Origin of the sequence: Kitasatospora sp. NPDC048365, assembly GCF_043200835.1 — a bacterium.
Lineage (GTDB): Bacteria > Actinomycetota > Actinomycetes > Streptomycetales > Streptomycetaceae > Kitasatospora > Kitasatospora terrestris.
The window spans coordinates 1-24,649 of record NZ_JBICYJ010000065.1; the positions used below are offsets into that span (position 1 = coordinate 1).

Annotated in this window: 21 protein-coding genes; 9 read left to right on the top strand and 12 right to left on the bottom strand. The window is 73.9% G+C overall.

The annotated features are described in order from the left end of the window. Nucleotides 1–391 precede the first annotated feature (391 nt). Nucleotides 392–1,396, bottom strand: a complete 1,005-nt coding sequence (locus tag ACGFX4_RS38070; RefSeq protein ID WP_393085099.1) for a stage II sporulation protein M — start codon at nt 1,394–1,396, stop codon at nt 392–394. Between the two features lie 244 nt (nt 1,397–1,640). On the opposite strand from ACGFX4_RS38070, the gene ACGFX4_RS38075 reads away from it, so the two are divergent. After that, nucleotides 1,641–2,711 (top strand): RDD family protein, encoded by a 1,071-nt coding sequence (locus ACGFX4_RS38075; protein ID WP_393085102.1) that lies wholly within the window; start codon nt 1,641–1,643, stop codon nt 2,709–2,711. Nucleotides 2,712–2,732: 21 nt separating this feature from the next. Here the strand turns inward: ACGFX4_RS38075 and ACGFX4_RS38080 are convergent, their stop codons facing one another. Then, the gene (locus ACGFX4_RS38080) at nt 2,733–3,368 is read right to left on the bottom strand and encodes a hypothetical protein (protein WP_393085105.1); all 636 of its coding nucleotides are present in this window, start codon (nt 3,366–3,368) and stop codon (nt 2,733–2,735) included. A gap of 133 nt (nt 3,369–3,501) precedes the next feature. On the opposite strand from ACGFX4_RS38080, the gene ACGFX4_RS38085 reads away from it, so the two are divergent. Together ACGFX4_RS38085 and ACGFX4_RS38090 are read left to right on the top strand one after the other, a co-directional pair. Then, a complete protein-coding gene (locus ACGFX4_RS38085) occupies nt 3,502–4,011 on the top strand; it encodes a SigE family RNA polymerase sigma factor (protein WP_393085108.1) in 510 nt (169 codons plus the stop codon). Nucleotides 4,012–4,037: 26 nt separating this feature from the next. After that, complete coding sequence (locus ACGFX4_RS38090; protein WP_393085111.1) at nt 4,038–5,102, top strand: hypothetical protein; 1,065 nt, start codon at nt 4,038–4,040, stop codon at nt 5,100–5,102. Nucleotides 5,103–5,187: 85 nt separating this feature from the next. On the opposite strand, the gene ahcY is transcribed toward ACGFX4_RS38090, so the two are convergent. From ahcY to ACGFX4_RS38120, 6 genes are all read right to left on the bottom strand, one after another. Further along, a complete protein-coding gene (ahcY, locus tag ACGFX4_RS38095) occupies nt 5,188–6,633 on the bottom strand; it encodes an adenosylhomocysteinase (protein WP_393085114.1) in 1,446 nt (481 codons plus the stop codon). 196 nt (nt 6,634–6,829) lie between these two features. Then, nucleotides 6,830–7,804, bottom strand: coding sequence for a cation diffusion facilitator family transporter (locus tag ACGFX4_RS38100; protein WP_345697388.1), 975 nt, complete (start codon nt 7,802–7,804; stop codon nt 6,830–6,832). Between the two features lie 66 nt (nt 7,805–7,870). Further along, nucleotides 7,871–9,040 (bottom strand): SIS domain-containing protein, encoded by a 1,170-nt coding sequence (locus ACGFX4_RS38105; RefSeq protein ID WP_393085117.1) that lies wholly within the window; start codon nt 9,038–9,040, stop codon nt 7,871–7,873. A 30-nt stretch (nt 9,041–9,070) separates the two neighbouring features. Beyond that, on the bottom strand, nt 9,071–9,253 hold the full coding sequence (locus tag ACGFX4_RS38110) for a Trm112 family protein (protein WP_345697390.1): 183 nt from the start codon (nt 9,251–9,253) through the stop codon (nt 9,071–9,073). Between the two features lie 111 nt (nt 9,254–9,364). Further along, nucleotides 9,365–10,756 (bottom strand): phosphomannomutase/phosphoglucomutase, encoded by a 1,392-nt coding sequence (locus tag ACGFX4_RS38115; RefSeq protein ID WP_393085176.1) that lies wholly within the window; start codon nt 10,754–10,756, stop codon nt 9,365–9,367. 62 nt (nt 10,757–10,818) lie between these two features. Continuing rightward, nucleotides 10,819–11,181 carry a DUF3499 domain-containing protein gene (locus ACGFX4_RS38120; RefSeq protein ID WP_393085120.1) on the bottom strand — a complete coding sequence of 121 codons (363 nt, stop codon included), beginning with the start codon at nt 11,179–11,181 and terminating at the stop codon, nt 10,819–10,821. A 142-nt stretch (nt 11,182–11,323) separates the two neighbouring features. Here ACGFX4_RS38120 and ACGFX4_RS38125 point away from each other — a divergent pair, with 142 nt between their 5' ends. Continuing rightward, nucleotides 11,324–11,782, top strand: a complete 459-nt coding sequence (locus ACGFX4_RS38125) for a metallopeptidase family protein (protein WP_393085123.1) — start codon at nt 11,324–11,326, stop codon at nt 11,780–11,782. Nucleotides 11,783–11,829: 47 nt separating this feature from the next. Here the strand turns inward: ACGFX4_RS38125 and ACGFX4_RS38130 are convergent, their stop codons facing one another. The 3 genes from ACGFX4_RS38130 to ACGFX4_RS38140 form a co-directional block, all read right to left on the bottom strand. Next, a complete protein-coding gene (locus tag ACGFX4_RS38130) occupies nt 11,830–13,479 on the bottom strand; it encodes a DUF5719 family protein (protein WP_393085126.1) in 1,650 nt (549 codons plus the stop codon). A gap of 6 nt (nt 13,480–13,485) precedes the next feature. Next, nucleotides 13,486–17,340, bottom strand: coding sequence for a glycosyltransferase (locus ACGFX4_RS38135; RefSeq protein ID WP_393085129.1), 3,855 nt, complete (start codon nt 17,338–17,340; stop codon nt 13,486–13,488). A 159-nt stretch (nt 17,341–17,499) separates the two neighbouring features. Continuing rightward, on the bottom strand, nt 17,500–17,772 hold the full coding sequence (locus ACGFX4_RS38140; RefSeq protein ID WP_033255587.1) for a WhiB family transcriptional regulator: 273 nt from the start codon (nt 17,770–17,772) through the stop codon (nt 17,500–17,502). 666 nt (nt 17,773–18,438) lie between these two features. Between ACGFX4_RS38140 and ACGFX4_RS38145 the strand changes: the two genes are divergently transcribed. From ACGFX4_RS38145 to ACGFX4_RS38155, 3 genes are read left to right on the top strand one after another with little or no spacing between them, the layout of a single operon-like run. Continuing rightward, a complete protein-coding gene (locus tag ACGFX4_RS38145) occupies nt 18,439–19,032 on the top strand; it encodes a cysteine dioxygenase (RefSeq protein WP_393085133.1) in 594 nt (197 codons plus the stop codon). A 15-nt stretch (nt 19,033–19,047) separates the two neighbouring features. Then, nucleotides 19,048–20,007, top strand: a complete 960-nt coding sequence (cofD, locus tag ACGFX4_RS38150) for a 2-phospho-L-lactate transferase (RefSeq protein ID WP_393085136.1) — start codon at nt 19,048–19,050, stop codon at nt 20,005–20,007. Then, entirely contained in the window at nt 20,004–21,344 is a 1,341-nt protein-coding gene (locus tag ACGFX4_RS38155) for a coenzyme F420-0:L-glutamate ligase (protein ID WP_393085139.1), read from the top strand. The genes cofD and ACGFX4_RS38155 overlap by 4 nt, the downstream gene beginning before the upstream one ends. 52 nt (nt 21,345–21,396) lie before the next feature. On the opposite strand, the gene ACGFX4_RS38160 is transcribed toward ACGFX4_RS38155, so the two are convergent. Continuing rightward, nucleotides 21,397–22,311, bottom strand: coding sequence for a DNA-3-methyladenine glycosylase family protein (locus tag ACGFX4_RS38160; protein ID WP_393085142.1), 915 nt, complete (start codon nt 22,309–22,311; stop codon nt 21,397–21,399). Between the two features lie 121 nt (nt 22,312–22,432). On the opposite strand from ACGFX4_RS38160, the gene ACGFX4_RS38165 reads away from it, so the two are divergent. Together ACGFX4_RS38165 and ACGFX4_RS38170 are read left to right on the top strand one after the other, a co-directional pair. Then, nucleotides 22,433–23,224: a TIGR03089 family protein gene (locus tag ACGFX4_RS38165; protein ID WP_393085144.1), complete on the top strand. Its 792-nt coding sequence runs from the start codon at nt 22,433–22,435 to the stop codon at nt 23,222–23,224. A gap of 37 nt (nt 23,225–23,261) precedes the next feature. Next, complete coding sequence (locus tag ACGFX4_RS38170) at nt 23,262–24,599, top strand: LCP family protein (protein ID WP_393085147.1); 1,338 nt, start codon at nt 23,262–23,264, stop codon at nt 24,597–24,599. Nucleotides 24,600–24,649 lie beyond the last annotated feature (50 nt).

Sequence of the window (24,649 nt, forward strand, 5' to 3'; positions counted from 1 at the left end):
TTGAGTTCTCAAGGAACGGACGCTTCCTTCGGACCGCCTTCCAGCGGGCCCTCCGGGCGCTTCGTTCTTTCGTGTTTCCAGCTTATCAGATCCGCTCCGGCCGTTTTAACCGGCTTTCGTTTCTCTGAATTCCCGCTGGAGGGATTTCCTTCACTTCGCGGAGAAGCTTATCAAAAGCTTTTCACTGCTCAGTTCAGGTGGTTTGGATCTACACCGGGCGCCTGCGTCCTGAAGGACGCGCAGCCTCGGCTCGACCGTGTCGTTGACACTACGCCAGGATCCAGCCTTTGTCCAGCTGCTCCCAACCGTTCAAACCTACTAGTGCGGGTGAATCACGTCAATGGTTCTCCCGCGCTGATCATCAGACTAGCAGGTCAGAGGGGGTACCTGTTCACGCGGCCGTCGGGCGGAGGTCCGCGCGGTCGGCGGCTTCGACGTCTCCGACCTCGCCGAGGGCGGCGGCGCGGCGGCCGAGGACGAGGGCGTAGAGGAGGAAGAGGACCTCGGCGACCACGCCGATGCCGATGCGTGCCCAGGTCGGCAGGGACGACGGGGTCACGAAGGCTTCGAGGACGCCGGTCACCAGGAGGACGGCGGCCAGGCCGATGGCCATGCCGATGACGGAGCGGCCCTCCTCGGCGAGGGCGGCGGCCCGGGTGCGCGGGCCGGGGTCGATGACGGTCCAGCCCAGGCGCAGGCCGAGGCCGGCGGCGACGAAGACGGCGGTGAGTTCGAGCAGGCCGTGCGGCAGGAGCAGGCCGAGGAAGAGGTCGAGTCGGCCGGCGGAGGCCATCAGGCCGATGCCGACGCCGAGGTTCAGCACGTTCTCCAGGAGGACGTACAGCACGGGCAGGCCGAGCAGGACGCCGAAGGCGAGGCACTGGGCGGCGATCCACGCGTTGTTGGTCCACACCCGGGCGGCGAACGCGGTCGCGGGGTGCTCGGAGTAGTAGGACTCGTAGGCGCCGCCGGGCTTGGTGAGCTCCTGGATGTAGTCGGGTGGGGCTATCGAGTCGCGGACCTCCGGGTGGCTGGAGATCCACCAGGCGATCAGCGCGCTCAGGAGCAGCGAGACCACGGCGATCGGCACCCACCAGCGGCGGGAGCGGTAGAGCGCGGCGGGGAAGCTGACGGCGAAGTAGCGGCCGGCGTCGCGCCAGGAGGCGGTGCGGGCCCCGGTGACGGCGCTGCGGCCGCCGGCGACCAGCGTGGTGAGGCGGCCTTCGAGCACCGGGTCCGGTGCGCTCGCCTGGACCTGGGCGAGGTGGCTGGTGGCCCGCTGGTAGAGGGCGATCAGTTCGTCCGCCTCCTCGCCGTCGAGGCTGCGCCGCTTGCTGAGAACCTCCAGACGGTGCCACTCCGCCTGGTGGGCGGCGACGAAGACGTCCAGGTCCATATGCGGCTCACTCCAGGGCTGTTGTGGTGCGGAGGCGAAGGACTGCGGCCCGGCCGGGGACGCGGGTGGGCGCGGGGTGGCCCTAGCTTGCCAGAGCGGGCCCGGGGTTCGGTGGGCGGTCCGGGCTTCCCGGGCCGGACGGGCCACCGTATGTTTGCGCCTGAGATCGCGGGGGTCGGACCGCGCGGTGGCCGTCCGACCAGGTGGGTCGGCGGGGCCGGGGGAACAAGGACGGGTGGGTGCGGTGAGCGACCTGGTGACGGGCGAGGCGGTCGTCCTCGGGCTTCGGGAGGCCAAGCTGCCGAGCCGGGCTCTGGCCCGGCTGCTGGACGGCGTGATCCAGGTGGTCGCCTGGTTCGTCCTGGCCGTGGTCTTCTCGATGCTGCTGGAGACCGTGGACGAGGCGGCGGTCGAGGCGATCGCGCTGTCCGTGTTCGTCCTCCTCGTGGTGGTGGTACCGGTCGTGGTGGAGACGCTGAGCAAGGGGCGGTCGCCGGGGAAGGCGGCGTTCGGCCTGCGGGTGGTGCGGGTGGACGGCGGGCCGATCCGCTTCCGGCACGCGCTGGTGCGCGGCCTGGTCGGGGTGGTCGACTTCGGGCTGATGGGGGTCCCGGCGGTGGTCAGCTCGCTGGTCTCGCCGCAGGGGCGTCGGCTGGGGGACGTGTTCGCCGGGACGCTGGTGGTCCGGGAGCGGCTGCCGCGGGTGGCGCGGGAGCAGGGTGTCCTGCCGCCGGTGCCGCCGCAGTTGCTGAACGCGCTGAGCGCCGACCTGCTCTCGCTGGAGGTCTCGGCGGTGCCGGACCGGCTGTGGCTGGCGGTCCGTCAGTACCTGGGCCGGATGCGGCAGCTCGATCCGGCGGTGGCGGCGGCGATGGCGCAGCAGCTGGCGACCGATCTGACGGCGCACACGGGGCGTCCGGTGCCGTACGGGGTGCCCCCGGCGGCGTACCTGGGTGCGGTGCTGGTGGAACGGCAGCGGCGCGAGTGGGTCCGGGCGACCGCGGCGGGCGAGATCCCGCAGATGTACGCGGCGCCGTTCGGGCAGCCGCCCGGGTACGGCGGGCAGCCGGCGTACGGGCAGGCGCCCGGGTACGGCGGGCAGCAGGGGTACGGACAGCCGGTGCCCCAGCCGCAGGTCCAGCAGCCGCAGGTCCAGCCGCAGCCGTCGCAGCCGGGCGGGCCTCCGGTCCGGGTGCTGGGGTATCCGGCGCCGCAGCCCGCGTCGACGCCGCCGGTGCAGGCGACTCCGGTGACGGCGCCGGTGGAGCAGTCCGCGCCGGAGCCGTCGGCCGGCGGGTTCGCACCGCCGGCGTGACGGGGGCGTGAGGGGGCGGGGTCAGCCGGCGAAGTCGGTGGGCCAGGGGTTGGGCGGGGACTCGAGTTCTTCGAGTTCGAGGCCGGCGGCGGCGAGGACCACGTCGCCGGCCAGGTGGACGATCTGCTGTTCGCCGGTCTCCAGGTCGGCGACCTGGTAGCGCTCGACGTGCAGCGGTCCGCTGTCGGTGTCGTGGGTGTCGACCGCTTCGAGCAGCCAGCCCTGGTCGAGGGTGCGCGGGGCGAGCGCGTCGCCGGTGAAGGAGACCAGGCGGACGCGGGAACTGGCGCCGACGTCGAGGCGGAGCAGCCGGGCGGTGGCGACCAGGAAGCCGGGTGAGGTGCCGGTGAAGCCGTGGGCGCGGTCGTGGCCCTCGGTGGCGTGCTCGGCGCGGGGGTCATCGGCGGCGGCGCGGACCCAGGCGACGCCGTCGACCGCGCCGCCGCGCACCTGCCAGCCCCCGGAGCGCAGTTCGAGCCGGAGCGGTCGGCTGCGGGAGTCCAGGGTGAGGTCGGTGGTGGCGAGGACGGTGCCGTCCGGGGCGTAGGTCTTGGAGACGTAGCGCCAGCCGGCGGCGCCGGGGGCGCAGCTGAAGCGCTCCTCGCCGAGCGGGGTGTGGTCGTGGGTGTCGTGGAGTGCGTAGCGGCCGTTCGGCATGGTCGAAGCCTACGGGGGCGACGGGGGCGGGGGCCGCCGCGGATTCGCATGCAACCTTCCGGCGGTCCCGCCGCATCAGTGGGGCAGCGGTGGCAGTGGGCGCCGCCGGACGAGGGAGGGAGGGGCCCCGGGGATGGCGAAGCAGTCGCGCGACGCCGAGTTCACCGCGTACGTGGCCTCCCGGGCGGGGTGGCTGCGCAAGGTGGCGTATCTGCTCAGTTCGGACTGGCACCGGGCGGACGATCTGGTCCAGGAGAGCATCACCAAGCTGTACACCAACTGGGCCCGGGCGGCCCGGGCGGAGAACCTGGACGGCTATGCCCGGACGGTGTTGGTGAACACCTTCCTGGCGGAGCAGCGCTCGTCGTGGCGCAGGCGGACCCGGACCTCGGCGCAGACCCCGGACGGGGTGACGGCGGGGACGGATCTGGATGTGTCGATGGATCTGCGGCAGGCGCTGGCGGCGCTGCCGCCCAAGCAGCGGGCCACGGTGGTGCTCCGGTACTACTGCGACCTGTCGGTGGAGCAGACCGCCGAGGCGATGGGCTGTTCCAGCGGCAACGTGAAGAGCCAGAGCTCGCGGGCGCTGGGTGCGCTGCGGCTGTCGGCCGCGCTGCGTGTGGCAGGGGGGTTCGAGGGATGAGCGAGGTGAGTGGTCTTGGCGAGCTCATGGCAGGGCTGACGGAGGCTCCGTCCCCCGAGAGCACGGTGGACGTGGCACTGGCGGTGCGGACCGGGCAGGTCCGGCTGCGTCGGCGGCGGTTGGCCGCGGTGGGCGCGGCGATGGCCGTGGTCCTGACCGGGAGCGCGGTGCTGTCGCTGCGGCCGTCCGGTGCTCCGGCACCGGCGGCGCCGACGGTCAGCGCGTCGCCGTCGGCGCTGCCCTCGACGGCTCCGCAGCCGTCGGGGGGTGCGGCGGCGGGCGCCGCACCGGTGACCGCGGCGCCGGTCAACGGGAAGGACCCGCTGACGGTGGACGCGGACTTCGGCTGGCTGCCCGCGGAGGCCAACGCCGTGCACTACCAGTTGTCCCCGTACGAGACGACGGTCCGCGGCGAATCGGCCGACAGCATCGGTCCGCGGCTCACGCTGAAGGTCTTCGCGGCCGGGGTGGTGCCCGATGCCGGGAAGTCACCGCTCGGCGCGATGGGCGTGCGGCAGGACGTGGCGCCGGTGAACGGCCGGACGGCCTTCCTGGTGACGGCGGCGGGCGACCACCGGAACGGCGCCCTGTACTGGCAGGGCCCGGAGGGTCGCTGGCTGGAGCTTTACTTCCTGTACCTGAGCGGGGCGGACTCGGACCAGGTGGTGCACAAGGTCGCCGAGAAGGCCGTGGTCGGCCGGCACTCGGTTCCGCTGCCGGCCACCTTCACCCAGGCGCCGAAGAGCTTCACCCTGAGCAGCGGGTCGTTCGAGCGGGAGAACATCCGCGGTCAGCAGTGGTGGACCATGCAGCTCAACTACGCGGCCGGTCCCGGCCAGTACTTCTCCACCACGATCACGCCGGACGGCGAGCGCCCGGACCCGCACCCGGAGATCACCGACCGGCCGCCGGCGCCGCTCGGGGACAGCGACCCGGGGACCTGCCGGTCCGAGAACGGGCTCAAGGTCTGCGTGCGCGTCGCGCAGGAGAAGTCGATGCTCGACCCGGTGGGCGGTCCGGCGGGATGGCTGAGCAAGGTGGGTCTGCTCGGCATGGACGAGACCCGGTGGACGACCGACGTGCTGCCCTAGGGCCACGGTGCTGCCTCAGGGCGGCGGACGCCGGACGGCCGGTGCACCCACGGGGGTGTGCACCGGCCGTCCGTCACATCGGGGGTCAGTAGCGGTACTGGTCCGCCTTGTACGGGCCCTCGACCTGGACGCCGATGTAGTCGGCCTGGTCCTGGGTGAGGGTGGTGAGCTTGACGCCGAGGGCGTCGAGGTGGAGGCGGGCGACCTTCTCGTCCAGGTGCTTCGGGAGGACGTAGACGCCGATCGGGTACTGCTCGGTCTTGGTGAACAGCTCGATCTGCGCGATGGTCTGGTTCGCGAAGGAGTTGGACATCACGAAGGACGGGTGGCCGGTCGCGTTGCCGAGGTTCAGCAGGCGGCCCTCGGAGAGCACGATGATGGTGCGGCCGTCGGCCTTGCGCCACTCGTGGACCTGCGGCTTGACCTCGGTCTTCACCACGCCGGGGAGCTGGGCGAGGCCGGCCATGTCGATCTCGTTGTCGAAGTGGCCGATGTTGCCGACGATGGCCTGGTGCTTCATCCGCGCCATGTGGGAGGCGAGGATGATGTCCTTGTTGCCGGTGGTGGTGATGAAGATGTCGGCGGTCTCGACGACCTCGTCCAGGGTGGTGACCTGGTAGCCGTCCATCGCGGCCTGGAGGGCGCAGATCGGGTCGATCTCGGTGACGATGACCCGGGCGCCCTGGCCGCGGAGCGACTCGGCGCAGCCCTTGCCGACGTCGCCGTAGCCGCAGACGACCGCGACCTTGCCGCCGATCAGGACGTCGGTGGCGCGGTTGATGCCGTCGATCAGGGAGTGGCGGCAGCCGTACTTGTTGTCGAACTTCGACTTGGTGACCGAGTCGTTGACGTTGATGGCCGGGAACAGCAGCTTGCCGTCGCGGTGCATCTCGTACAGGCGGTGGACGCCGGTGGTGGTCTCCTCGGTGACGCCCTTGATGGTGGAGGCGACCTCGGTCCACTTGGCCGGGGACTCGGTGAGCGTGCGGTTGAGCAGCTCCAGGATGATCCGGTACTCGTCGTTGTCGGCGGTGGACGGGTCCGGGGCCTCGCCGGCCTTCTCGAACTCGACGCCCTTGTGGATCAGGAGGGTGGCGTCACCGCCGTCGTCCAGGATCATGTTGGGGGTCTCGCCGTTCGGCCAGGTGAGCGCCTGCTCGGTGCACCACCAGTACTCCTCCAGGGTCTCGCCCTTCCAGGCGAAGACCGGGACGCCCTGCGGGTCGTCCGGGGTGCCGTTCGGGCCGACCGCGATGGCGGCGGCGGCGTGGTCCTGGGTGGAGAAGATGTTGCAGGAGCACCAGCGGACCTGCGCGCCGAGCGCGGTCAGGGTCTCGATCAGCACGGCGGTCTGCACGGTCATGTGCAGCGAGCCGGTGATGCGGGCGCCGGCCAGCGGCTGGGAGGCGGCGTACTCGGCGCGGATCGACATCAGGCCGGGCATCTCGTGCTCGGCGAGCTGGATCTCCTTGCGGCCGAACGGGGCCTGGGAGAGGTCGGCGACCTTGAAGTCACCGGTGGTGTTCGACATGCGGGGAACTCCTCGCTGCATGGGCCTTGGTTAACGGGTGTGCTGGGCGGCAGAGGGGCACGTGGGCGGCCCTCTGCTGCGGCACAATCCGTCGGAGGACCTCTCTCCCTCGGCCGGCGCGGGCTGCGCGCCGATCGACCGCCATCAGCAGCGACGTTTTGCTCTGATAGACGAATCTACACCGAGGGGCCCGGGGTCAGTGCGCGTTCCTGGCCGGACCGCCCGGGGTGGCGTCCGCGTCGGGGCCGGCCGCGGCCTTCTCCTCGCTGTAGATGTCCGGCTCCAGGTAGATCACCCGGGCGATCGGCACGGCCCGGCGGACCCGGGCCTCGGCGAGGTCGATCGCCTCGGCGATCTGGGCGGCGCTGTCCTCCGCGTTGACGCCGATCTTCGCGGCGACCAGCAGCTCCTCGGGGCCGAGGTGCAGGGTGCGCATGTGGATCACGTCGGTGACCGAGTCGTGGTCGACCAGCGCGTCGCGGATCTCGGTGACCACCTCGTGGTGGGCGGACTCGCCGATCAGCAGCGACTTGGTCTCCAGCGCGAGCACGATCGCGATCAGGATCAGCAGCAGGCCGATGCAGAGGGTGCCGATGCCGTCCCAGACGGCGTCCCCGGTGATCACGGTCAGGCCGACGCCGAGCAGTGCCAGCACCAGGCCGATCAGTGCGCCGGTGTCCTCCAGCAGCACCACGGGCAGCTCGGGGGCCTTGGCCCGGCGGATGTACGAGGACCAGTTGTGGCCGCCCTTGTCCTTGCTCGCCTCGCGGTAGGCGGTCAGGAACGACCACCCCTCCAGCGCGATGGCGAAGACCAGCACGCCGACCGGCCAGTACCAGTTGTCCAGCTCGTGCGGGTGGGCGATCTTCTCGTAGCCCTCGTACACGGCGAACATGCCACCGACGCTGAACAGCACGATGGAGACCAGGAAGGCGTAGACGTACCGCTCGCGGCCGTAGCCGAAGGGGTGCTCGGGGGTGGCCTCGCGCTGGGCGCGCTTGCCGCCGACCAGCAGCAGCACCTGGTTGCCGGAGTCGGCGATCGAGTGCACGCCCTCGGCGAGCATCGAGGACGAACCGGAGAACGCGAACGCCACGAACTTGCCGAGCGCGATGCCCAGGTTCGCGGACAGTGCCGCGACCAGTGCCTTGGTGCCGCCTTCGGTACTCACGCTAAAGGTCCCTCCGCCTGCGAATGCTGCGACGCTGTGACGAGGGGACCTTACCGTGACCCCGGATCAGCCCTTCGTGGCGAGGCCGAGGTAGACGGCGGCGAAGTCGGTCAGGCCGATCAGTTCGGCCAGCGCCTGCAGCGGGTCCTCCACGCTGGAGGTGTAGTCGGTGAACCGGACCTCGTGGGCGTCGGCGAGGCGGCGGGCCCGGGCGACCGCGTAGCCCGGCTCGGACAGTTCGTCCACGCCCGGGGTGTGGCGCAGCAGCACGACCTGGAGCTGGAGCGGCCCGGGCTCGTCCACCCGGTCGCGGAAGAAGTCGTCCAGGTCGCCGCCGACGGCGCCGAGCCGGCCGGTGAACATGCCGCGGTGCGCGGTGAGCGCCTGCGGGAGCCGGCCGGTGGGGGCGGGCAGGCCGGCCTGGTCGGCGAGCATCGCGGCGAAGCGCTCGGCCGCCGCGGCGGTGGTCGGGCCGTCCGCCCAGAGCAGCGGGACGGTCTCGGCGAGCTGGCCGGCCAGGCCCTTCGCCGGGTTGCCGTACGCCTCGGCGTCGGGCCGGCAGCGGACCGCGACCTCGTCCAGCCGGTCGGCCGCCGCCTCCAGCGCGCCGGGGGCCAGCTGGGCCGCGCCGACCCGGTCAGCGAGGGCGAGCAGCGGGGTGAGGTAGGCCCAGAGCGCGGCCGGGTCCTCGACCGGCAGGTCGGGTTCGGGGCTGTCCTCGCCCTCCTCGACCTGACTGGTCGCGAACGGCAGCGGGAGTCCGCGGACCTGCTGGGCGGCTTCGAGGAGGTCGCTGCGCTCGGGGGCGATCACGGCGATCGCGCAGCCCCGGGCGTAGGCCTGCTCGGCGAGGTTGATCAGGCCGCCCTCGCGGCCGGCGGAGCTGGCCAGCACGATCAGGTCGAGCGGGCCGGCCCAGCCCGGCAGCACCCAGGACTGGCCGTCGGTGAAGTACGGCGCGGACGGCCGGGTGCCGGCCGGAGGCAGCGGGAGGACCAGGCTGCTGGGCGCCGCCAGGGCGGCGAGCACGGCGGCGGCGGTCAGCGCGCTGCCGTGGCCGGCCACCAGGACGGCGCGCGGGCGGCCGTCGGGGCGCAGCGAGCTCAGCCCGGCGGCCTCGGCCAGCCGCAGGGCGATCCGGACCCGCGCGCCCGCCCCGGCCAGGGCGAGCAGCGCGTGCTGGCGGTCGGCGCGCTGTAGGGCGGCCGGGTCGTCGAGCAGTGAGTCGTCGAGCATGCGGCTTCGCCTCCAGCGGCTGCGTGACGGTCAGGAGGGGCGGCGGGCCTCGTCCACCAGGAGGACCGGGATGCCGTCGCGCACCGGGTAGACCAGGCCGCAGCTCTCGCCGGTGCAGCGCAGCTCGCCGGCCTCGTCCGAACCGCTCTCGGCGAGCGGGGCGTGGCACTGCGGGCAGACCAGGATCTCCAGCAGGAAGGGCGGCAGGCTCATGGTGGTCGGGCTCCAAGTGGTCGTGCGGGGCGGGGCTCGGGACTTCGGGCCCGGGACATAGACGTACCCCGGCCGGTGGCAACCCTACCGGCCGGGGTGCGCGCGCCGGGGTCAGGCTCGGACGATCGCCAGCACGCCGTCGCGCAGTTCGGCCATCCGGGCCTCGTCCTTGGCCTCGACGTTGAGGCGCAGCAGCGGCTCGGTGTTGGAGGCGCGGAGGTTGAACCACCAGTCGGGGCCGGCCACGGTCAGGCCGTCGAGCTCGTCGACGGTGACGTCCTCGCCGGTCGCGTAGGCCGCGCGGACGGCCTCGGTGCGCTCGGCCTGGTCGGCGACGGTGGAGTTGATCTCGCCGGAGGCCGCGTAGCGGTTGTACCGGGCGGTCAGCGCGGACAGCGCCTGCGGCTGGCCGCCGAGCGCGGCGAGCACGTGCAGCGCGGCGAGCATGCCGGTGTCGGCGCGCCAGAAGTCGCGGAAGTAGTAGTGCGCGGAGTGCTCGCCGCCGAAGACGGCGTCGCTCTCCGCCATCTCCTGCTTGATGAAGGAGTGGCCGACCCGGGTGCGGACCGGGTTCGCGCCGAGCTCGCGGACCACCTCGGGGACGGTCCAGGAGGTGATCAGGTTGTGGATGATCGTCGGCTGCTCCTCGCCGGCCTCGCGGGCGCGGGCGATCTCGCGCTCGGCGACCAGGGCGGTGATCGCGGACGGGGAGACCGGGTCGCCGTTCTCGTCCACCACGAAGCAGCGGTCGGCGTCGCCGTCGAAGGCGAGGCCGAGGTCGGCGCCGACCTCGCGGACCTTGGCCTGCAGGTCGACCAGGTTCTTCGGGTCGAGCGGGTTGGCCTCGTGGTTGGGGAAGGTGCCGTCCAGCTCGAAGTACATCGGGACCAGGTCGAGCGGCAGGCCCTCGAAGACGGTCGGCACGGTGTGGCCGCCCATGCCGTTGCCGGCGTCGACCGCGACCTTGAGCGGGCGGATCGCGGTCAGGTCGACCAGCGAGCGCAGGTGGTCGGCGTAGCCGGTCAGGGTCTCGCGGGAGGAGAGCGAGCCGGTGGCGGCGTCGACGACCGGGACGGTCACCTTGCCGTCCTCGTCCAGCCAGGACTCGACCAGCTCGCGGATCTCGGCCAGGCCGGTGTCCTGGCCGACCGGGGCGGCGCCGGCCTTGCACAGCTTGATGCCGTTGTACTGGGCCGGGTTGTGGCTCGCGGTGAACATCGCGCCGGGCAGGTCCAGGCTGCCGGAGGCGTAGTACAGCTGGTCGGTGGAGCACAGGCCGATCTCGACCACGTCCGCGCCGTACGCGGCGGCACCCTCGGCGAACGCCCGGGAGAGGGACGGCGAGGACGGCCGCATGTCGTGGCCGACGACCACCGCGGAGGCGCCCAGCACCTGGACGAACGCGGCACCGAAGGCGCGGGCCAACGACTCGTCCCACTGGTCCGGCACCACGCCCCGGACGTCGTAGGCCTTCACAAGCTGCTTGAGGTCCCGCACCTGAATGCTCCCGGATGTACGTCGTGCTCGGTCGAGGGCACTGTACCCGGCGGACGGGAACGGTTCGTTCAGGAGTCGGGCGAGCGGAGCACCCGGAGGTGGCCGCGGCGGCCCGCCTCGGTCTCCTGGGGGCCCGGCTGGCGCGGGGTGCGCTCCTGCGGGCGGGCCGCCTCGCGGACGGCGTTGGCCAGCGCCTCCAGGTCGTCGCTGGTGCGACGCAGCGGGCCGGCGTCGGCGGCGAGCCGGACCACGTCCCAGCCGCGCGGGGCGGTGAGGCGCTCGGCGTGCTCGGCGCACAGGTCGTAGCAGTGCGGTTCGGCGTAGGTGGCGAGCGGGCCGAGCACGGCGGTGGAGTCGGCGTAGACGTACGTCAGCGTCGCCACGGCCGGACGGCCGCACGCGGTCCGCGAACAACGACGTACAGAGCTCACGAGGGTGGACGGTACCGCACTCCTGACCGGGCCGCGAAGACCTCCCCCGTCCCCGCGTGTCTCACCGGCCCCCGGCGCACCGCTACGCGCTGTGCCGGGGTGGTCCACTTTGGGGCACACAAGGACTACTCTCGACACTGATATGGACAGTTCGACACCCTCGACACCCCAGTCACCCGGCGGGCCGGTGCGTCGGCCGCGGCACCGCGACCGGCACGGGCGGGGCCTGCGCGGCCCGTTGGCGCCGCCGCAGGTACCGATCTCGCTGACCCGGTCCGAGCTCTTCGACGACTACGTGCGCGAGTCGGTGGAGCGGCTGGAGCGGCGCTGGCCGCAGCTGGCGGACGTGGAGTTCGCGGTGGAGGAGGTCCCGCTGCCCGGCAAGGGCGAGCCGGACCCGGACGGGGTGCCGCTCGGGCGGGTGATTCCGGCGCACCAGGGGCGGCCCAGCCTGATCCTGGTCTACCGCCGGCCGGTGGAGATCCGCGCGAAGTCGCGGGAGGACCGGGCGGCGCTGGTGCACGAGATCCTGATCGAGCAGGTCGCCGAGCTGCTGGGGCTGTCCCCCGACGCGATCGACCCGCGGTACGGCGAGGAGTGAGGCCTGCGGGGGTGTGCGCACCGGGACGGTGCGCACACCCCCGCCGACTACTGGACGACCCCGGGGTCGTCCACCGTGGTGGGGATGCGGACCGTGGAACGGTCGTCGCGCAGCGGCTGGATGGTGAAGGCCGGGGTGTCCTTGACCGGGACGGTGAGGATCCGGGCGGCGACCACCGGCCCGCCGGAGAGGGTCTCCAGGGTGATGCCGTACGTGCCGTTCAGCCCGGCCGGGTCGATGCCCTCGACCGCGACGGTGGCGCCCGCCGGGATCTGGACCTCCTTGGTGGCGGGGGTGCCGCCGCCGGTGCCGGCCGAGGAGGAGACCCGGACCTTGGCCTCGCCCTCGACCGCGGTGAGCAGCAGCTGGGACTGCCCGGCCCGGTTGTCGGCGATCGAGGCGCGCGGGCCGATCGGGGCGGCGCCGGAGATCCAGGCGGCCTCGAACTTGCCCTTGTTGGTGCGGTCGACGCGCAGGCCGGCGACGACCGGGGTCGGGTGCGCCGGGTCGCTGGGGCTGAGGCGGATCGCGCTGGCCTCGCCGCCGCGGGTGATCTGGCCGAGGTCGACCGCGGTGGTCATGCCGGCCTTGACGTGCAGGGTCTCGTGGCCGGCCGGGGTGAACCAGCCGTTCTTGCCGGAGACCTGGACCTTGAGGTCGGCGTCGTCCTCCGCCGGGGCGGCGACCACCAGGCGGGCGGTGGCGGTGTCGCCAGGCAGGCCGGGGATGGTGACGGCGGCCGCGGGGTCGGCCGAGGGCTGCAGCCAGTCGGCGCCGCGCGGGCCGTCGAGGGCGCGGATGCCCGCGCCGATCCGGCCGCTGCGGGCCACCACGTTGACCGCGAGGTCGTTGACCTGGCCCTTGGTCAGACCGGGCAGCCGGATGGACTGCCAGCTGCCGGGGGCGACGGCGATGCCGGAGGCGAGCTCGTTGTCGATCAGGCCCTTGTCGCCGTACATCCGGACGTCCACCACGGCGGGGACGGTCTCGGCGTTGACGATGGTGACGTAGTCGACCCGCTCGCCCGCGGTGGAGGCGCCGGCGAACCAGAAGCTGGTGCCGGAGGGCAGGCAGCCGACCCCGGAGAGGGCCGGTCCGGCCTGCTCGGAGGCGGTGGTCTGACCGACCGTGAAGCCCGGGGCGTACGCGCCGGTGGCGACCGCGAAGGCACCGGGGGCGCTCTCGCCGTTGGTCGCGTTGCCGGTGGCGGGGACGCCGGGCTTGGCCGCGGCCACCAGGGCGCCCGCGGCCTGCGGCGCGGCCGGTGAACCGGCCGGCTGCGGCGAGCCGGACGCCTGCGGGGAGCCCGCGGGCTGCGGCGAGGCGGCGGCCGGCGGGGCCATGGCGGCCGCGACCGCCTGCGGGGACACGTCGTTCAGCTGGGCGGTGCCGCCGGAGGCGGTGGCCCCGACCGGGGTGTACAGGGAGTACGTGGTGGAGCCGATCAGGCCCTGGGTGGGCGGCGGGCAGACCACCGCGGTGCGCTCGACCTGGGTGGTGGTCGCGCCGCCGCCCCGGCCGGCCGCCGCGGGGGCGACCGGGGAGCGCAGCTCGGCGACGCCGAACACCAGCGCCAGCACGGCGGCGCCGGCCAGCAGCGACTGCCCCGTGCGGCTGCCCCCGGCGATCGAACCGAGGTCGGGCGCCTTGAGCTTGGGGGCCTTCAGGTTCGGGGCCTTCAGGTTGGGCTTCTTCATCGCGGGTCAGTTCCCCGTTCCGTGCGGGCCGGGGTGGCCGGGCCGGCCGCCGTAGGGGTCGTTGGGGTCGTAGTACTGCTCGGGCTGCTGCTGGTCGGGCAGCCAGGCCTGCTGTTGCTGCTGCCCGTACGGGTCCTCCCAGCCGGGCTGGGCGGCCTGCTGCTGGTAGCCGTACTGCGCGTACTGGTCGGCGTAGCCGTCGTCCTGACCGGGCTGCTGGTAGGGCGCGCCGACCGGCTGCTGCTGGGCGTACGGGTCGTAGCCGTACCCGTCGCCCTGGGCGTACGGGTCGCCCTGCGCGTAGTCGCCCTGGGCGTAGTCGGCCTGGCTGTAGGGGTCGGCCTGGTACGGGTCGGCGTAGCCGGTCTCGGCGGCCTGGTAGCCGGGCTCGGCCTCGGGCTCGGCGGTGGCCTGGGCGGGGATGCCGGCGTACACGCCGGTCTCTGCGTCGCCGCCCTCCTCCCCCTCGCCGCGCTCGGCCATCCGGCGGGCCCGGCGGCTGCCGGGGGCGGGCGCCTGGGCCTGCGCGGCGGCGGCCAGCGCCTGGGCGGCGACCACCTCCTCGGGGAGGTCGTCGTCGTTGTGGTTGCGCCGGCCGGGCAGGGCGAGCACCAGGACGGTCAGGCCGATCAGCAGCTGGCCCCAGGCCCAGCCGGTGTGCGGCAGGCTGCCGGAGCGGGTGACGTCGAGCTGGCCGCCCTCGGCGGGCAGTTCGAAGCCCTGGGCCCAGCCGTCGACGGTGACCCGGTTGAGCGGGGTGCCGTCGAGGGTGGCCTGCCACTTCGGGTCGGCCTGCTCGGCGAGGCGCAGCACGCGGCCGGCCGGGCCGGCCGGGAGCTCGGTCCAGATGTCGTGGACGCCGGCCGCGACCGGGACGGGCGCGGCGTTCGGCGCGGTGATCACGGCACGGGTGCCGGGGGCGCCGGTGACCTTCCAGAGCGCGACGCCGTTGTCCTTGGACTGCCGGGTCAGGCCGGGGGTGGTGTCCAGCACGTCGTCGACCCGGTCGATCATCGGGTCCTTCACCTCGACGTAGCCGATGCCGTAGCCGGCCAGCGCGCGGGCCTGGTCGCCGCCGGAGCCGGCCAGCAGCTTGCCGGTGAGCTCGCCGAGGCCGTGGTCGGCGTGGGCGTCGACGGTGGCCTCGGCCTGGCCGAGGGCCAGCCCGGCGCCGCGAACCAGGGCGTAGCGGACGGCGGCGGCGTCCGCGTCGCCGGTCAGCACCAGGGTGCGGGCCCGGTCGACGGTGGAGGCCTCCTCGGCGATGAACGCCGGGAGCTGGGCGGCGGGGGCGCGGTGCAGCGGGCCGTCCGCGCCGGCGATCGCCCACCAGGCGGCGGTGCCCAGCGGGGCGAGCACCGCGGAGGCGACGACCAGGGCGGCGACCGGCTGGCGCCAGCCGAAGGCGATGCCGGAGACGCGGGCGTTGGCGCCGTCGGCGCCGATCGCGGCGGCGGCGAGCAGGGCGACACCGGCGAGCAGGGTGGCCGGGCCGGCCCAGGCGCCGTAGCCGGGGCCGCCGGAGGCGGCGGAGACCGTGGTGCCGGCCACCGCGACGGCGAAGACCAGGCCGGCGGCGGCGGCGCCCCAGGCGGCCAGCACCGCGCGGCGGCGGTCGGCGCGCAGCAGGGCGGCGAGCGCGGCCAGCACCACGCCGACGGACAGCCAGACCGGCGGGGTGCCGGCGCCGCCCGGGTTGACCAGGACCAGGCCGAGCGGGCTGGCGGCCGGGCCGTTGAAGCCGGCCACGCCGGCCTCCAGCAGCAGCCGCGAGGGGTGCCGCAGGACGTGCAGCGACCAGGGGGCGAGCGCCAGCACGGGCACGCCGAGGATCACCGCGATGCGCAGGCCGAGCAGGCGCAGCGCCTGCCCGCCGGAGCCGAAGGCGCCGCCGCGCAGCACCGCGTGGACCAGGGCGGCCAGGCAGAGCGGGACGGCGATGGCCCAGGTGAGCGGGACGAACGCGGTGCAGACGGTGAGCATCAGCACGGTCATCCAGGCGGACCGCCAGCCGGGGCGGGCGCCCTTGGCGGCGGTCTCGGCGCGGATGCCGAGGCCGGCGGTGATCGCCGCGGCGCGGGCCAGCGGCGGCAGCAGCACGGCGAGCACCGCGGTGCCGATCCGGCCCTGGGCCAGTGCGCCGGTCGCGGCGGGCAGCAGCGCGTACGTGGCGCTGGCCCAGGAGCGGACCAGCTTGGACTCGATCAGCGGGCGGGAGACCAGGTAGGCGCTGACCGCGGCGAGCGGCACCGAGAGCAGCACGATCAGGGTGATCGCGAGGTCGGCGTTGCCGAACAGCGCCCAGGAGAGCACCGAGAGCACCGCGAGGTAGGGCGGTGCGGTGGCGGTGGAGCCGGTGCCGACCGGGTGCCAGGCGTCGGCGTACATCGACCACAGGCCGGAGGCGCCGTCGGCGGCCGGCAGCAGGGCGCCGCCCTGCAGGTAGCCGGAGCCGATCAGGTTGCGGCCGGCGGCCAGCGCGAAGACCAGCAGCAGGGTGAAGAGGACCGGGGCGGGGCGCCGGGCCAGCTTCTTGATCAGCGCGAACTGCTCGACCACCAGGTCGTCGGCGTCGTCGTCGCCGGGCCCGGACTCGACCGAGCCGTGCCGGCCGGCGCCGGGGTCCTCGCCGCCGCCGATGCCGAGCGAGGAGATGGCGTTCTCGACCGCCAGGCGGGCGGTGGCGCCGGGAGCCGGGAAGAGCGTGCGGTCGTCCAGCGAGTCGACCGCGCGGGTCCGCTTGCGGCGCTTGCGCGCCAGCATCAGCCGGGGCAGCCGGATCAACTCGTGGCCGAGGCCCGCGATCTCGTCGTACGCCTGCCGCGGGTCCTTGCCGATCAGGTTGGCGACCACCCGCAGCAGGGTGCCGAGGATCAGCCGGAGCAGGATGTAGGGGAAGAGCTTGCCCTTGGAGTTGGCGAGCAGCGTGTAGACGGCGCCGGCCTTGTCCACCCGGTGCGGGTGGGCGGCGGCGCAGTCGATCGCGCGGCGCTCGCGGCTGGCGGCCTCGGCGTGCCGGAGCACCGCGTCCGGGGCGACCACCACGCGGTGGCCGGCGGCGTTGACGCGCCAGCAGAAGTCGGTGTCGTCCCGCATCAGCGGGAGCGCCTTGTCGAAGCCGCCGAGCTCCTCGAACACGTCGCGGCGGACCAGCATGCCAGCGGTGGACACGGCCAGCACCGGGCGGACCTGGTCGTGCTGGCCCTGGTCCTGCTCGCGGCGGTCGAGCCCGGTCCAGCGGCGGCCGGAGCGGGCGATGGTCACGCCGACCTCGAGCAGCTGCCGGCGGTCGTACCAGCTGCGCAGCTTGGGGCCGACCACGGCGGCGCTCGGGGTGGAGTCGGCGACCTGGAGCAGCCGGCGCAGCGCGTCGGTCTGCGGCTCGCAGTCGTCGTGCAGCAGCCACAGCCACTCGATCGGCTCGCTCTGCCGCGGGCCACCGCGGCCCAGCTCGTCCTCGGCGCCGAGCGGGTCGCCGAAGTCGTCCCAACCGCCGGTCACCGGGTCGTAGCCGGACGGGTCGAGGCTGTACGGGAGGTCCTCGGGGCGCAGCGGGGCGCTGTTGAACACCGCCTCGCCGACCGCCCGGCCGAAGCCGGACCGGCGGCCGAGGACGATCGGGCCGCTCTCCGGCAGCCAGTCGCCGAGGTGCTCCTGCAGCAGCTGCGGGGAGTTGTCGGTGGAGCCGGTGTCGACGGCGAGGATGCGCTGCACCTGCCGGTCCTGGCCGAGCAGGCCGGACAGCGCCTGCGGGAGCCAGCGGGCGCCGTCGTGCGACACGATCACCGCGGTGACCAGATGGCGCGGGTACGCGGGCGGCCTGGCAGCGGAGAAGCCGCTCTGGTGGCTGTAGACAGTCATCGGGTGCGCGGACCACCGGTTCGGGTTTGACGGCAGATGACGCACCACACTAACGGCTCCGGCCGAGCGGGTTGCCCCCGGTGTGGGTGAAGAGCGGGGAGAAAGGGCGCGGACACGCGAAAGCGCCCCACCGAATGGTGAGGCGCCCGGCGGGAGGGGTCAGACCGCGCTCTTCTTGAGGCGACGGCGCTCGCGCTCGGAGAGACCGCCCCAGATGCCGAAGCGCTCGTCGTTGGCGAGGGCGTACTCCAGGCACTCGGCCCGGACCTCACACGCCAGGCAGACCTTCTTGGCCTCCCGGGTGGACCCGCCCTTCTCGGGGAAGAAGGACTCGGGGTCGGTCTGGGCGCACAGCGCGCGCTCCTGCCAGCCGAGCTCCTCTTCCTCCTCCTCGATGCCCTCACCGATCAACAGCTCAAAGAGCTCGCTCATCTGGCGCGCCTCCTCTGCCCCTCTTGGCGTCCCCGTCGATTGCCGTTGGCCGGAGCGGCGGAACGACACGAGTGAAATTACAGTTGCGTCACTCTGGCCCAGTCAAGCCGAGCTCTGGTATTGGGCCAAGGATTCACTCCCCGGAACCAAGCCGTCACCATTAGTGTACATATCCGGACATCCCGGACATTCGACCTGGTCGCTGACCCGTCGTCAACCCGGGTCCACCCGACTCCCCCTCCGCTCGGGAGGGACGCCCGGAACGACTGATCCGGTTGCCCGACGCCCCGGAACCGACGGGGTCACCGCCTCCCTTCCCGGCGATCTTCGCATCGAAACATCAAGGGTGATTTATCACTCCATCCGGTGGTTCAGGCGTTCTGTGACCTGAATGTCCGTCGGATCGCCTTGACACCCGCAGCCCTGTTGCGGTCTGCTTGCACGCATGTCAGAGTTCCCCGCCCACCAGAGCCGCCGCCAGGCGCTGCTCGGTGCTGCCGTGAACTCGTCCTCCCGCTGTTGTCGCCTCTGTTCCTGTATCTAGGCGCACGCGTCCCACCGCGCGCCGCCCCGGATCAGAGGCCGCCCGCGCGACAGTCCCCCTGAACGCTCCTGCGGAGTCGGCTGAGCCCGCCAGTCATCAGCCGAACCCGAGGACGTCACGCCATGCGAATGCCCCGCCCCCGCAAGCGGAACCGAGACCGCAAGAAGCACGCCGCCGCCGTCACGGCCGGCCCGGCCGTGAAGTGGATCGACGGGCTGAGCGACGTCTCCATCGCCGGAGACCCGCTCGCCTTCCCGCACCTCGCCCGCACCGACCTGCCCGCGCACCCGACCACCATCGGCGGGTACGCGCAGCTCGTCCGGGAGATCGCCGCCGACCGCGCCCGCTGGGAGCCGCTGGTCCGGTACGACGCGCTGACCCGCTGGTACGCGCGGCTGGAGACCGGCCCCGGGTACGAGGTCTGGCTGCTCAGCTGGTTGCCCGGGCAGAGCAGCGGCTTCCACGACCACGGCCGCTCGGCCGGCGTGATGACCGTCGTCCAGGGCGAGCTGACCGAGCGCTCGCTGACCGGCGAGGGCGAGGCCACCCGCACGCTGGCGCCCGGCGGGCAGCGGGTCTACTCGGCCGGCTACCTGCACGAGGTGGTCAACGCCGCGCTGGAGCCGGCGGTCAGCATCCACCTCTACACCCCGGGCCTGGTCGAGATGAACCACTACACGCAGGACCGGGAGCGGAGCGTCACGGCGGACCGTTGAGGCAGGATGATCCCCATGCGGATCGTTGCGTTGGCAGGTGGGATCGGTGGGGCGCGCTTCCTGCGCGGGCTGAAGGAGGCGGTGGCGCCCGGGGACGAGATCACCGTCGTCGGGAACACCGGGGACGACATCCACCTCTACGGGTTGAAGGTCTGCCCCGACCTGGACACCCTGATGTACACCCTCGGCGGCGGGATCCACGAGGAGCAGGGCTGGGGCCGGGCCGACGAGACCTGGTCCATCAAGGCGGAGATGAAGGAGTACGGCGTCGGCCCCGAGTGGTTCGGGCTCGGCGACCGGGACTTCGCCACCCACCTGGTGCGCAGTCAGATGCTGACCGCCGGGTACTCGCTCTCCCAGGTCACCGAGGCGCTGTGCGTGCGCTGGCAGCCGGGCGTGCGCCTGCTGCCGATGAGCGACGACCGGGTCGAGACCCACGTCCGGATCACCGAGGACGGCACCCCGAAGGTGGTCCACTTCCAGGAGTACTGGGTGCGGTTGCACGCGGCGGTCGACGCCGAGGCGATCGTCCCGGTCGGCGCGGACACCGCGAAGCCCGCGCCCGGGGTGCTGGAGGCGATCGCCGCGGCGGACGTGATCCTGCTCCCGCCGTCCAACCCGGTGGTGTCGATCGGCACGATCCTCGCCGTGCCGGGCATCCGGGAGGCACTGGTAGCGGCGTCCGCGCCGGTGGTGGGGCTCTCCCCGATCGTCGGCGGCGCACCCGTGCGCGGGATGGCGGACAAGGTGCTGGCCGCCGTCGGGGTGGAGAGCAGCGCGGCGGCGGTCGCCGCGCACTACGGCTCCGAGCTGCTGGACGGCTGGCTGGTGGACGCCGCCGACGCCGGGTCGGTGGCGGCGGTCGAGGAGGCGGGGATCCGCTGCCGCGCGGTGCCGCTGCTGATGACGGACGTGGCGGCGACCGCGGAGATGGCGCGGGCCGCGCTCGCGCTCGCCGAGGAGGTCCGGGCGTGACGGCCGCGGCACCGGACGGGGCCGCGGCGGACGCGGCCGTGCCGGACGGGGTCGCGGTGCTGCCGGTCACCGGGCTGCCGGAGGTCGAGCCCGGCGCCGACCTGGCGGAACTGATCGCCAAGGCGGGCGACTTCCAGGACGGCGACGTCCTGCTGGTCACCTCGAAGATCGTCAGCAAGGCCGAGGGCCGGATCCTGCGGGCCACCGACCGGGAGGCGGCGATCGACGCCGAGACCGTCCGGGTGGTGGCCCGCCGGGGCAAGGCCCGGATCGTCGAGAACCGCAACGGGATGGTGATGGCGGCCGCCGGCGTCGACGCGTCCAACACCGCGCCCGGCACCGTGCTGCTGCTGCCCGAGGACCCGGACGCCTCGGCCCGCGCCCTGCGGGCCGCGCTGCAGCGGCTGACCGGCCGTCGGCTCGGCGTGCTGATCACCGACACCTTCGGCCGCCCGTGGCGCAACGGGCTCACCGACGTCGCGATCGGCGCCGCCGGCCTGCCCGTGCTGGCCGACCACCGGGGCCGTACCGACAGCCACGGCAACGAGCTCACCCTGACCGTGACCGCCACCGCCGACGAACTGGCCGCCGCCGGCGACCTGGTGAAGGGCAAGGCCACCGGCACCCCGGTCGCGGTGGTCCGGGGCCTCGGCGCGCTGGTCACCGAGGAGGACGGCGAGGGCGTCCGGCCGCTGATCCGGCCGGCCGCCGACGACATGTTCCGGCTCGGCACCTCCGAGGCGCTGCGCGAGGCCGTGACCCTGCGGCGGACGGTCCGCTCCTTCACCGCCGAACCGGTCGACCCGGACGCCGTCCGCCGTGCGGTCGCCGCGGCCGTCACCGCGCCCGCCCCGCACCACACCACGCCGTGGCGCTTCGTGCTGCTGGAGTCGGCCGGCGTCCGCGAGCGCCTGCTGGACGCGATGCTCGCCGCCTGGCAGCGCGACCTGCGCGAGCTCGACGGCTGGGACACGGAGAAGATCGCGCGCCGGACCGCCCGGGGCAACGTGCTGCGCGCCGCGCCGTACCTGGTGGTGCCGTGCCTGGTGATGGACGGCTCGCACGCCTACCCCGACGCCCGCCGGGCGGGGGCCGAGCGGGAGATGTTCACCGTGGCGATCGGCGCCGCGGTGCAGAACCTGCTGGTCGCGCTCACCGGCGAGGGCTACGGCTCGGCCTGGGTCTCCTCCACCATGTTCTGCCGCGACACCGTCCGCGAGGTGCTCGACCTGCCCGACGGCTGGGACCCGATGGGCGCCGTCGCCGTCGGCCGCCCCGCCGAGGCCCCGCGGCACCGCCCGGCCCGCGACGCGGAGGCCTTCGTCGCGGTCCGCTGACCCGCGGTCAGCCGACCGCGGTCGGCCGAGCTGCGGTCGGCGGTTGCGGTGGTCAGCGGTTGCGGTGGTCGTTGGGGGTCAGCCGCGGCCCGTAGCGCGGGGCGTGCCAGGCGGTCAGGCGCAGCAGCCGGCAGACCCGGTAGCGGTGCGGCCGGAAGGGCTCCAGGAGTTCGAGCATCTGGGCGTCGTCGCTGCGCGGGCGGCCGGCCAGCGCCCAACCGACCAGGTTGGGCAGGTGGTAGTCGCCGACCGAGACGGCGTCGGCGTCGCCGTTGGAGCGCTGGAGGGTCTCGGCGGCCGTCCAGATCCCGATGCCCGGGACGGCGGTGAGCCGGGCGAAGGCGTCGGCGTGGTCGAAGCCGGAGGCCTCCTCCAGGCGGGCGGCGAGCCGGGCGGCGCGCAGCACGGTGGCCGACCGCTTGGGGTCCACCCCGGCCCGGTGCCACTCCCAACTGGGGATCAGCGTCCACTCCCGGGCCGAGGGCGCGACCCGCATCCCCTCGGCGCCGGCCGGGCCGGGCGCCGGGGTGCCGAAGTCGCGCAGCAGGGTGCGCCAGGCGCGGTACGCCTCGTCGGTGGTGACCTTCTGCTCCAGGATCGAGGGGACCAGCGACTCCAGCACCAGGCCGGTCCGGGTCAGCCGCAGCCCGGCGAAGGTGCGCTGGGCCTCGCGCAGCGGGCCGGGCGGCAGGGTGAGGGCCGACGGGTCGTCGGCCGCGCCGAGCAGCTCCGGCAGCCGGTCGAGCAGCCACTCGGCGCCCGGCCCCCAGGCCCGGCCCTCGACCGCCCCGGCCGCCGGGGCGACGCGCAGGGTGCCCGGCCCGGCCGGGGTCCGGGAGGCCCGCCAGACCGCGCCGTCCGGCGTGGTCCGGTACGCCGGGTCGGCGGGGCCGTGGCGCAGCGGGAAGAGCGTCCGCCCGAGGTCGAGGGGGTACGGGGGGTGCCACTGCCGCACCGTGCCGGGCATGATCCACCGCCTTCCGCCGATATCGGGATGAACGATACGCACGGGGGCGGACAACCGTGGTGGTCTGCACCGATGACGGTCTCCCGGGGGCGGGGTCGCAGGGATTAGGGTGGACTGCACCATGACTGCGCCTTTCGCTGCCGATGCCCGCACGCCCGCCGAGCTGCTGCACGCCTATCTGCGCGCCGGGGCCCCCGATGCCGATCCGTCCCGTCCCCTGATCACCTTCTACGACGACTCGACCGGTGAACGGGTCGAGTTGTCGGCGAAGACCTTCGACAACTGGGTGGCGAAGACCGCCAACCTTCTCCAGGACGAGCTGAACGCCGGCCCGGACGACCGGGCGGCGCTGCTGCTGCCCGCGCACTGGCAGACCGCGGTCTGGCTGCTGGCATGCTGGTCGGTGGGCGTCACGGCGGTGCCGGGCGGCGAACCTGCCGACGCGGACCTGGTGGTGAGCGGCCCGGAGGGGCTGGCGGCGGCGCAGGAGTGCTCCGGCGAGCGGGTGGCGCTGGCGCTGCGTCCGCTGGGCGGCCGGTTCCCGCAGCGGCCGGACGGGTTCCTGGACTACGCGGCCGAGGTGCCGGGCCAGGGCGACCGCTTCGCGCCGTACTCGCCGGTCGACCCCAACTCCCCCGCGCTGGAGACGCTGATCGACGGGCTGCCGCTGAAGCTGTCCGGCGAGCAGTCGGTGGCGCTGGCCCGGGAGGGCGCGGCCCGGCTCGGGCTGGGCACGCAGAGCCGGGTGCTCTCCACGCTGTCCTTCGACGACTGGTCTGGCCTGGAGGCCGGGCTGCTGGCACCGCTGGCGGCCGGCGCCTCGGTGGTGCTCTGCCGGAACTCCGACGGTCTGACGGACGAACAGTGGGAGAAGCGGATCGACGCCGAACGGGTGACTCTTCGGCTGAGCTGATCTCCGGCCCGGTACCCGCGGGGTAGGGATCCCCGCGATGGAAGAGGAGCAGGACACCGGCGAGCGCCCCCCGACCGACCAGGGCGGGGGGCGCCGCTCTTTCGTGCGCCGGCACTGGATCGCGCTGACCGGCGGGACGCTGGCGCTGGTGATGGCGGCGACCGGGACACTGGCCTGGCTCGCGTACCGGAAGCTGAACGGCAACATCGAGGCCGACCGGATGACCGGCACGCTGCTCGGCCGGGCCTCGGACCGGCCGGACCGCGGCGACGGGCAGGCCGAGAACATCCTGCTGATCGGCAGCGACGACCGCACGGGGGCGAACGGCGCTTACGGCGAGGCCGGCGGGCAGCGGTCGGACACCACGATCCTGCTCCACCTGGCGGCGGACCGGCGGCACGCGACGGCGGTGTCGATCCCGCGCGACGTGATGGTGACCGTGCCGGCCTGCGACCTGCCGAACGGCACCCGGACCCGGCAGCAGGTCACCCAGTTCAACGCCGCGTTCGAACTGGGCGGCCCGGCCTGCACCATCCGCACGGTGGAGCGGCTGAGCGGGATCCGGGTCGACCACCACCTGATCCTGGACTTCACCGGCTTCAAGAGGATGGTGGACGCGGTCGGCGGCGTGGAGGTGTGCGTGCCGCGGGCGATCCACGACCGGAACGCCAAGCTGGACCTCGCCGCCGGACGGCAGACGCTCACCGGCGAGCAGGCGCTCGGGTACGTCCGGGTGCGGGAGACGATCGGGGACGGCAGCGACACCCAGCGGATGGGACGTCAGCAGCAGTTCCTGGCGTCGCTGCTGCGCAAGGTGCAGTCGCAGGGGGTGCTGTTCAACCCGGCCAGGCTGTGGCCGCTGCTGGACGCGGCGACCTCGGCGGTGAAGGCGGACCCGGAGCTCTCCTCGCTGGGCTCGCTGTACGACCTGGCGCAGGAGCTGCGCGGGATGGCGCCGTCGAACGTGGCGCTGCTGACCGCGCCGCGCCGGGCGTACCAGCTGAACGCCAACCGGGACGAGTTCGTGCAGCCGCAGACCGCCCAACTGTTCGCGGCGCTGCGGGCGGACCAGCAGGTGGCGGTCAAGCCGTACGCGGCGAGCCCGAGCGCCGGTCCGAGCGCGAGTGCGAGTGCTCGGCCGGGTGCGAGTGCGAGCGCTCGGCCGAGTGCCGGGGCGAGCGGGTACGCGGCTCCCGGCGCGGACGGGAGCGCGAGCGCGGCGCCCGGCGCGGGTGATGCGGCGCCCGCCTCGGAGGAGGGCGAGGTGCTGGAGGACCCGACCGCGCTGCCGTCACCGTCGGCCTCCGGATTCGCCGGATCGAGTCCGGTGCTGGAGGGGCGGACCGCCGACCAGGACACCTGCGGCATGCACTGACGTCGGGGCGCGGCTTCTGCCCGTCCTTGCCGGACTCGTCCGGATCACGA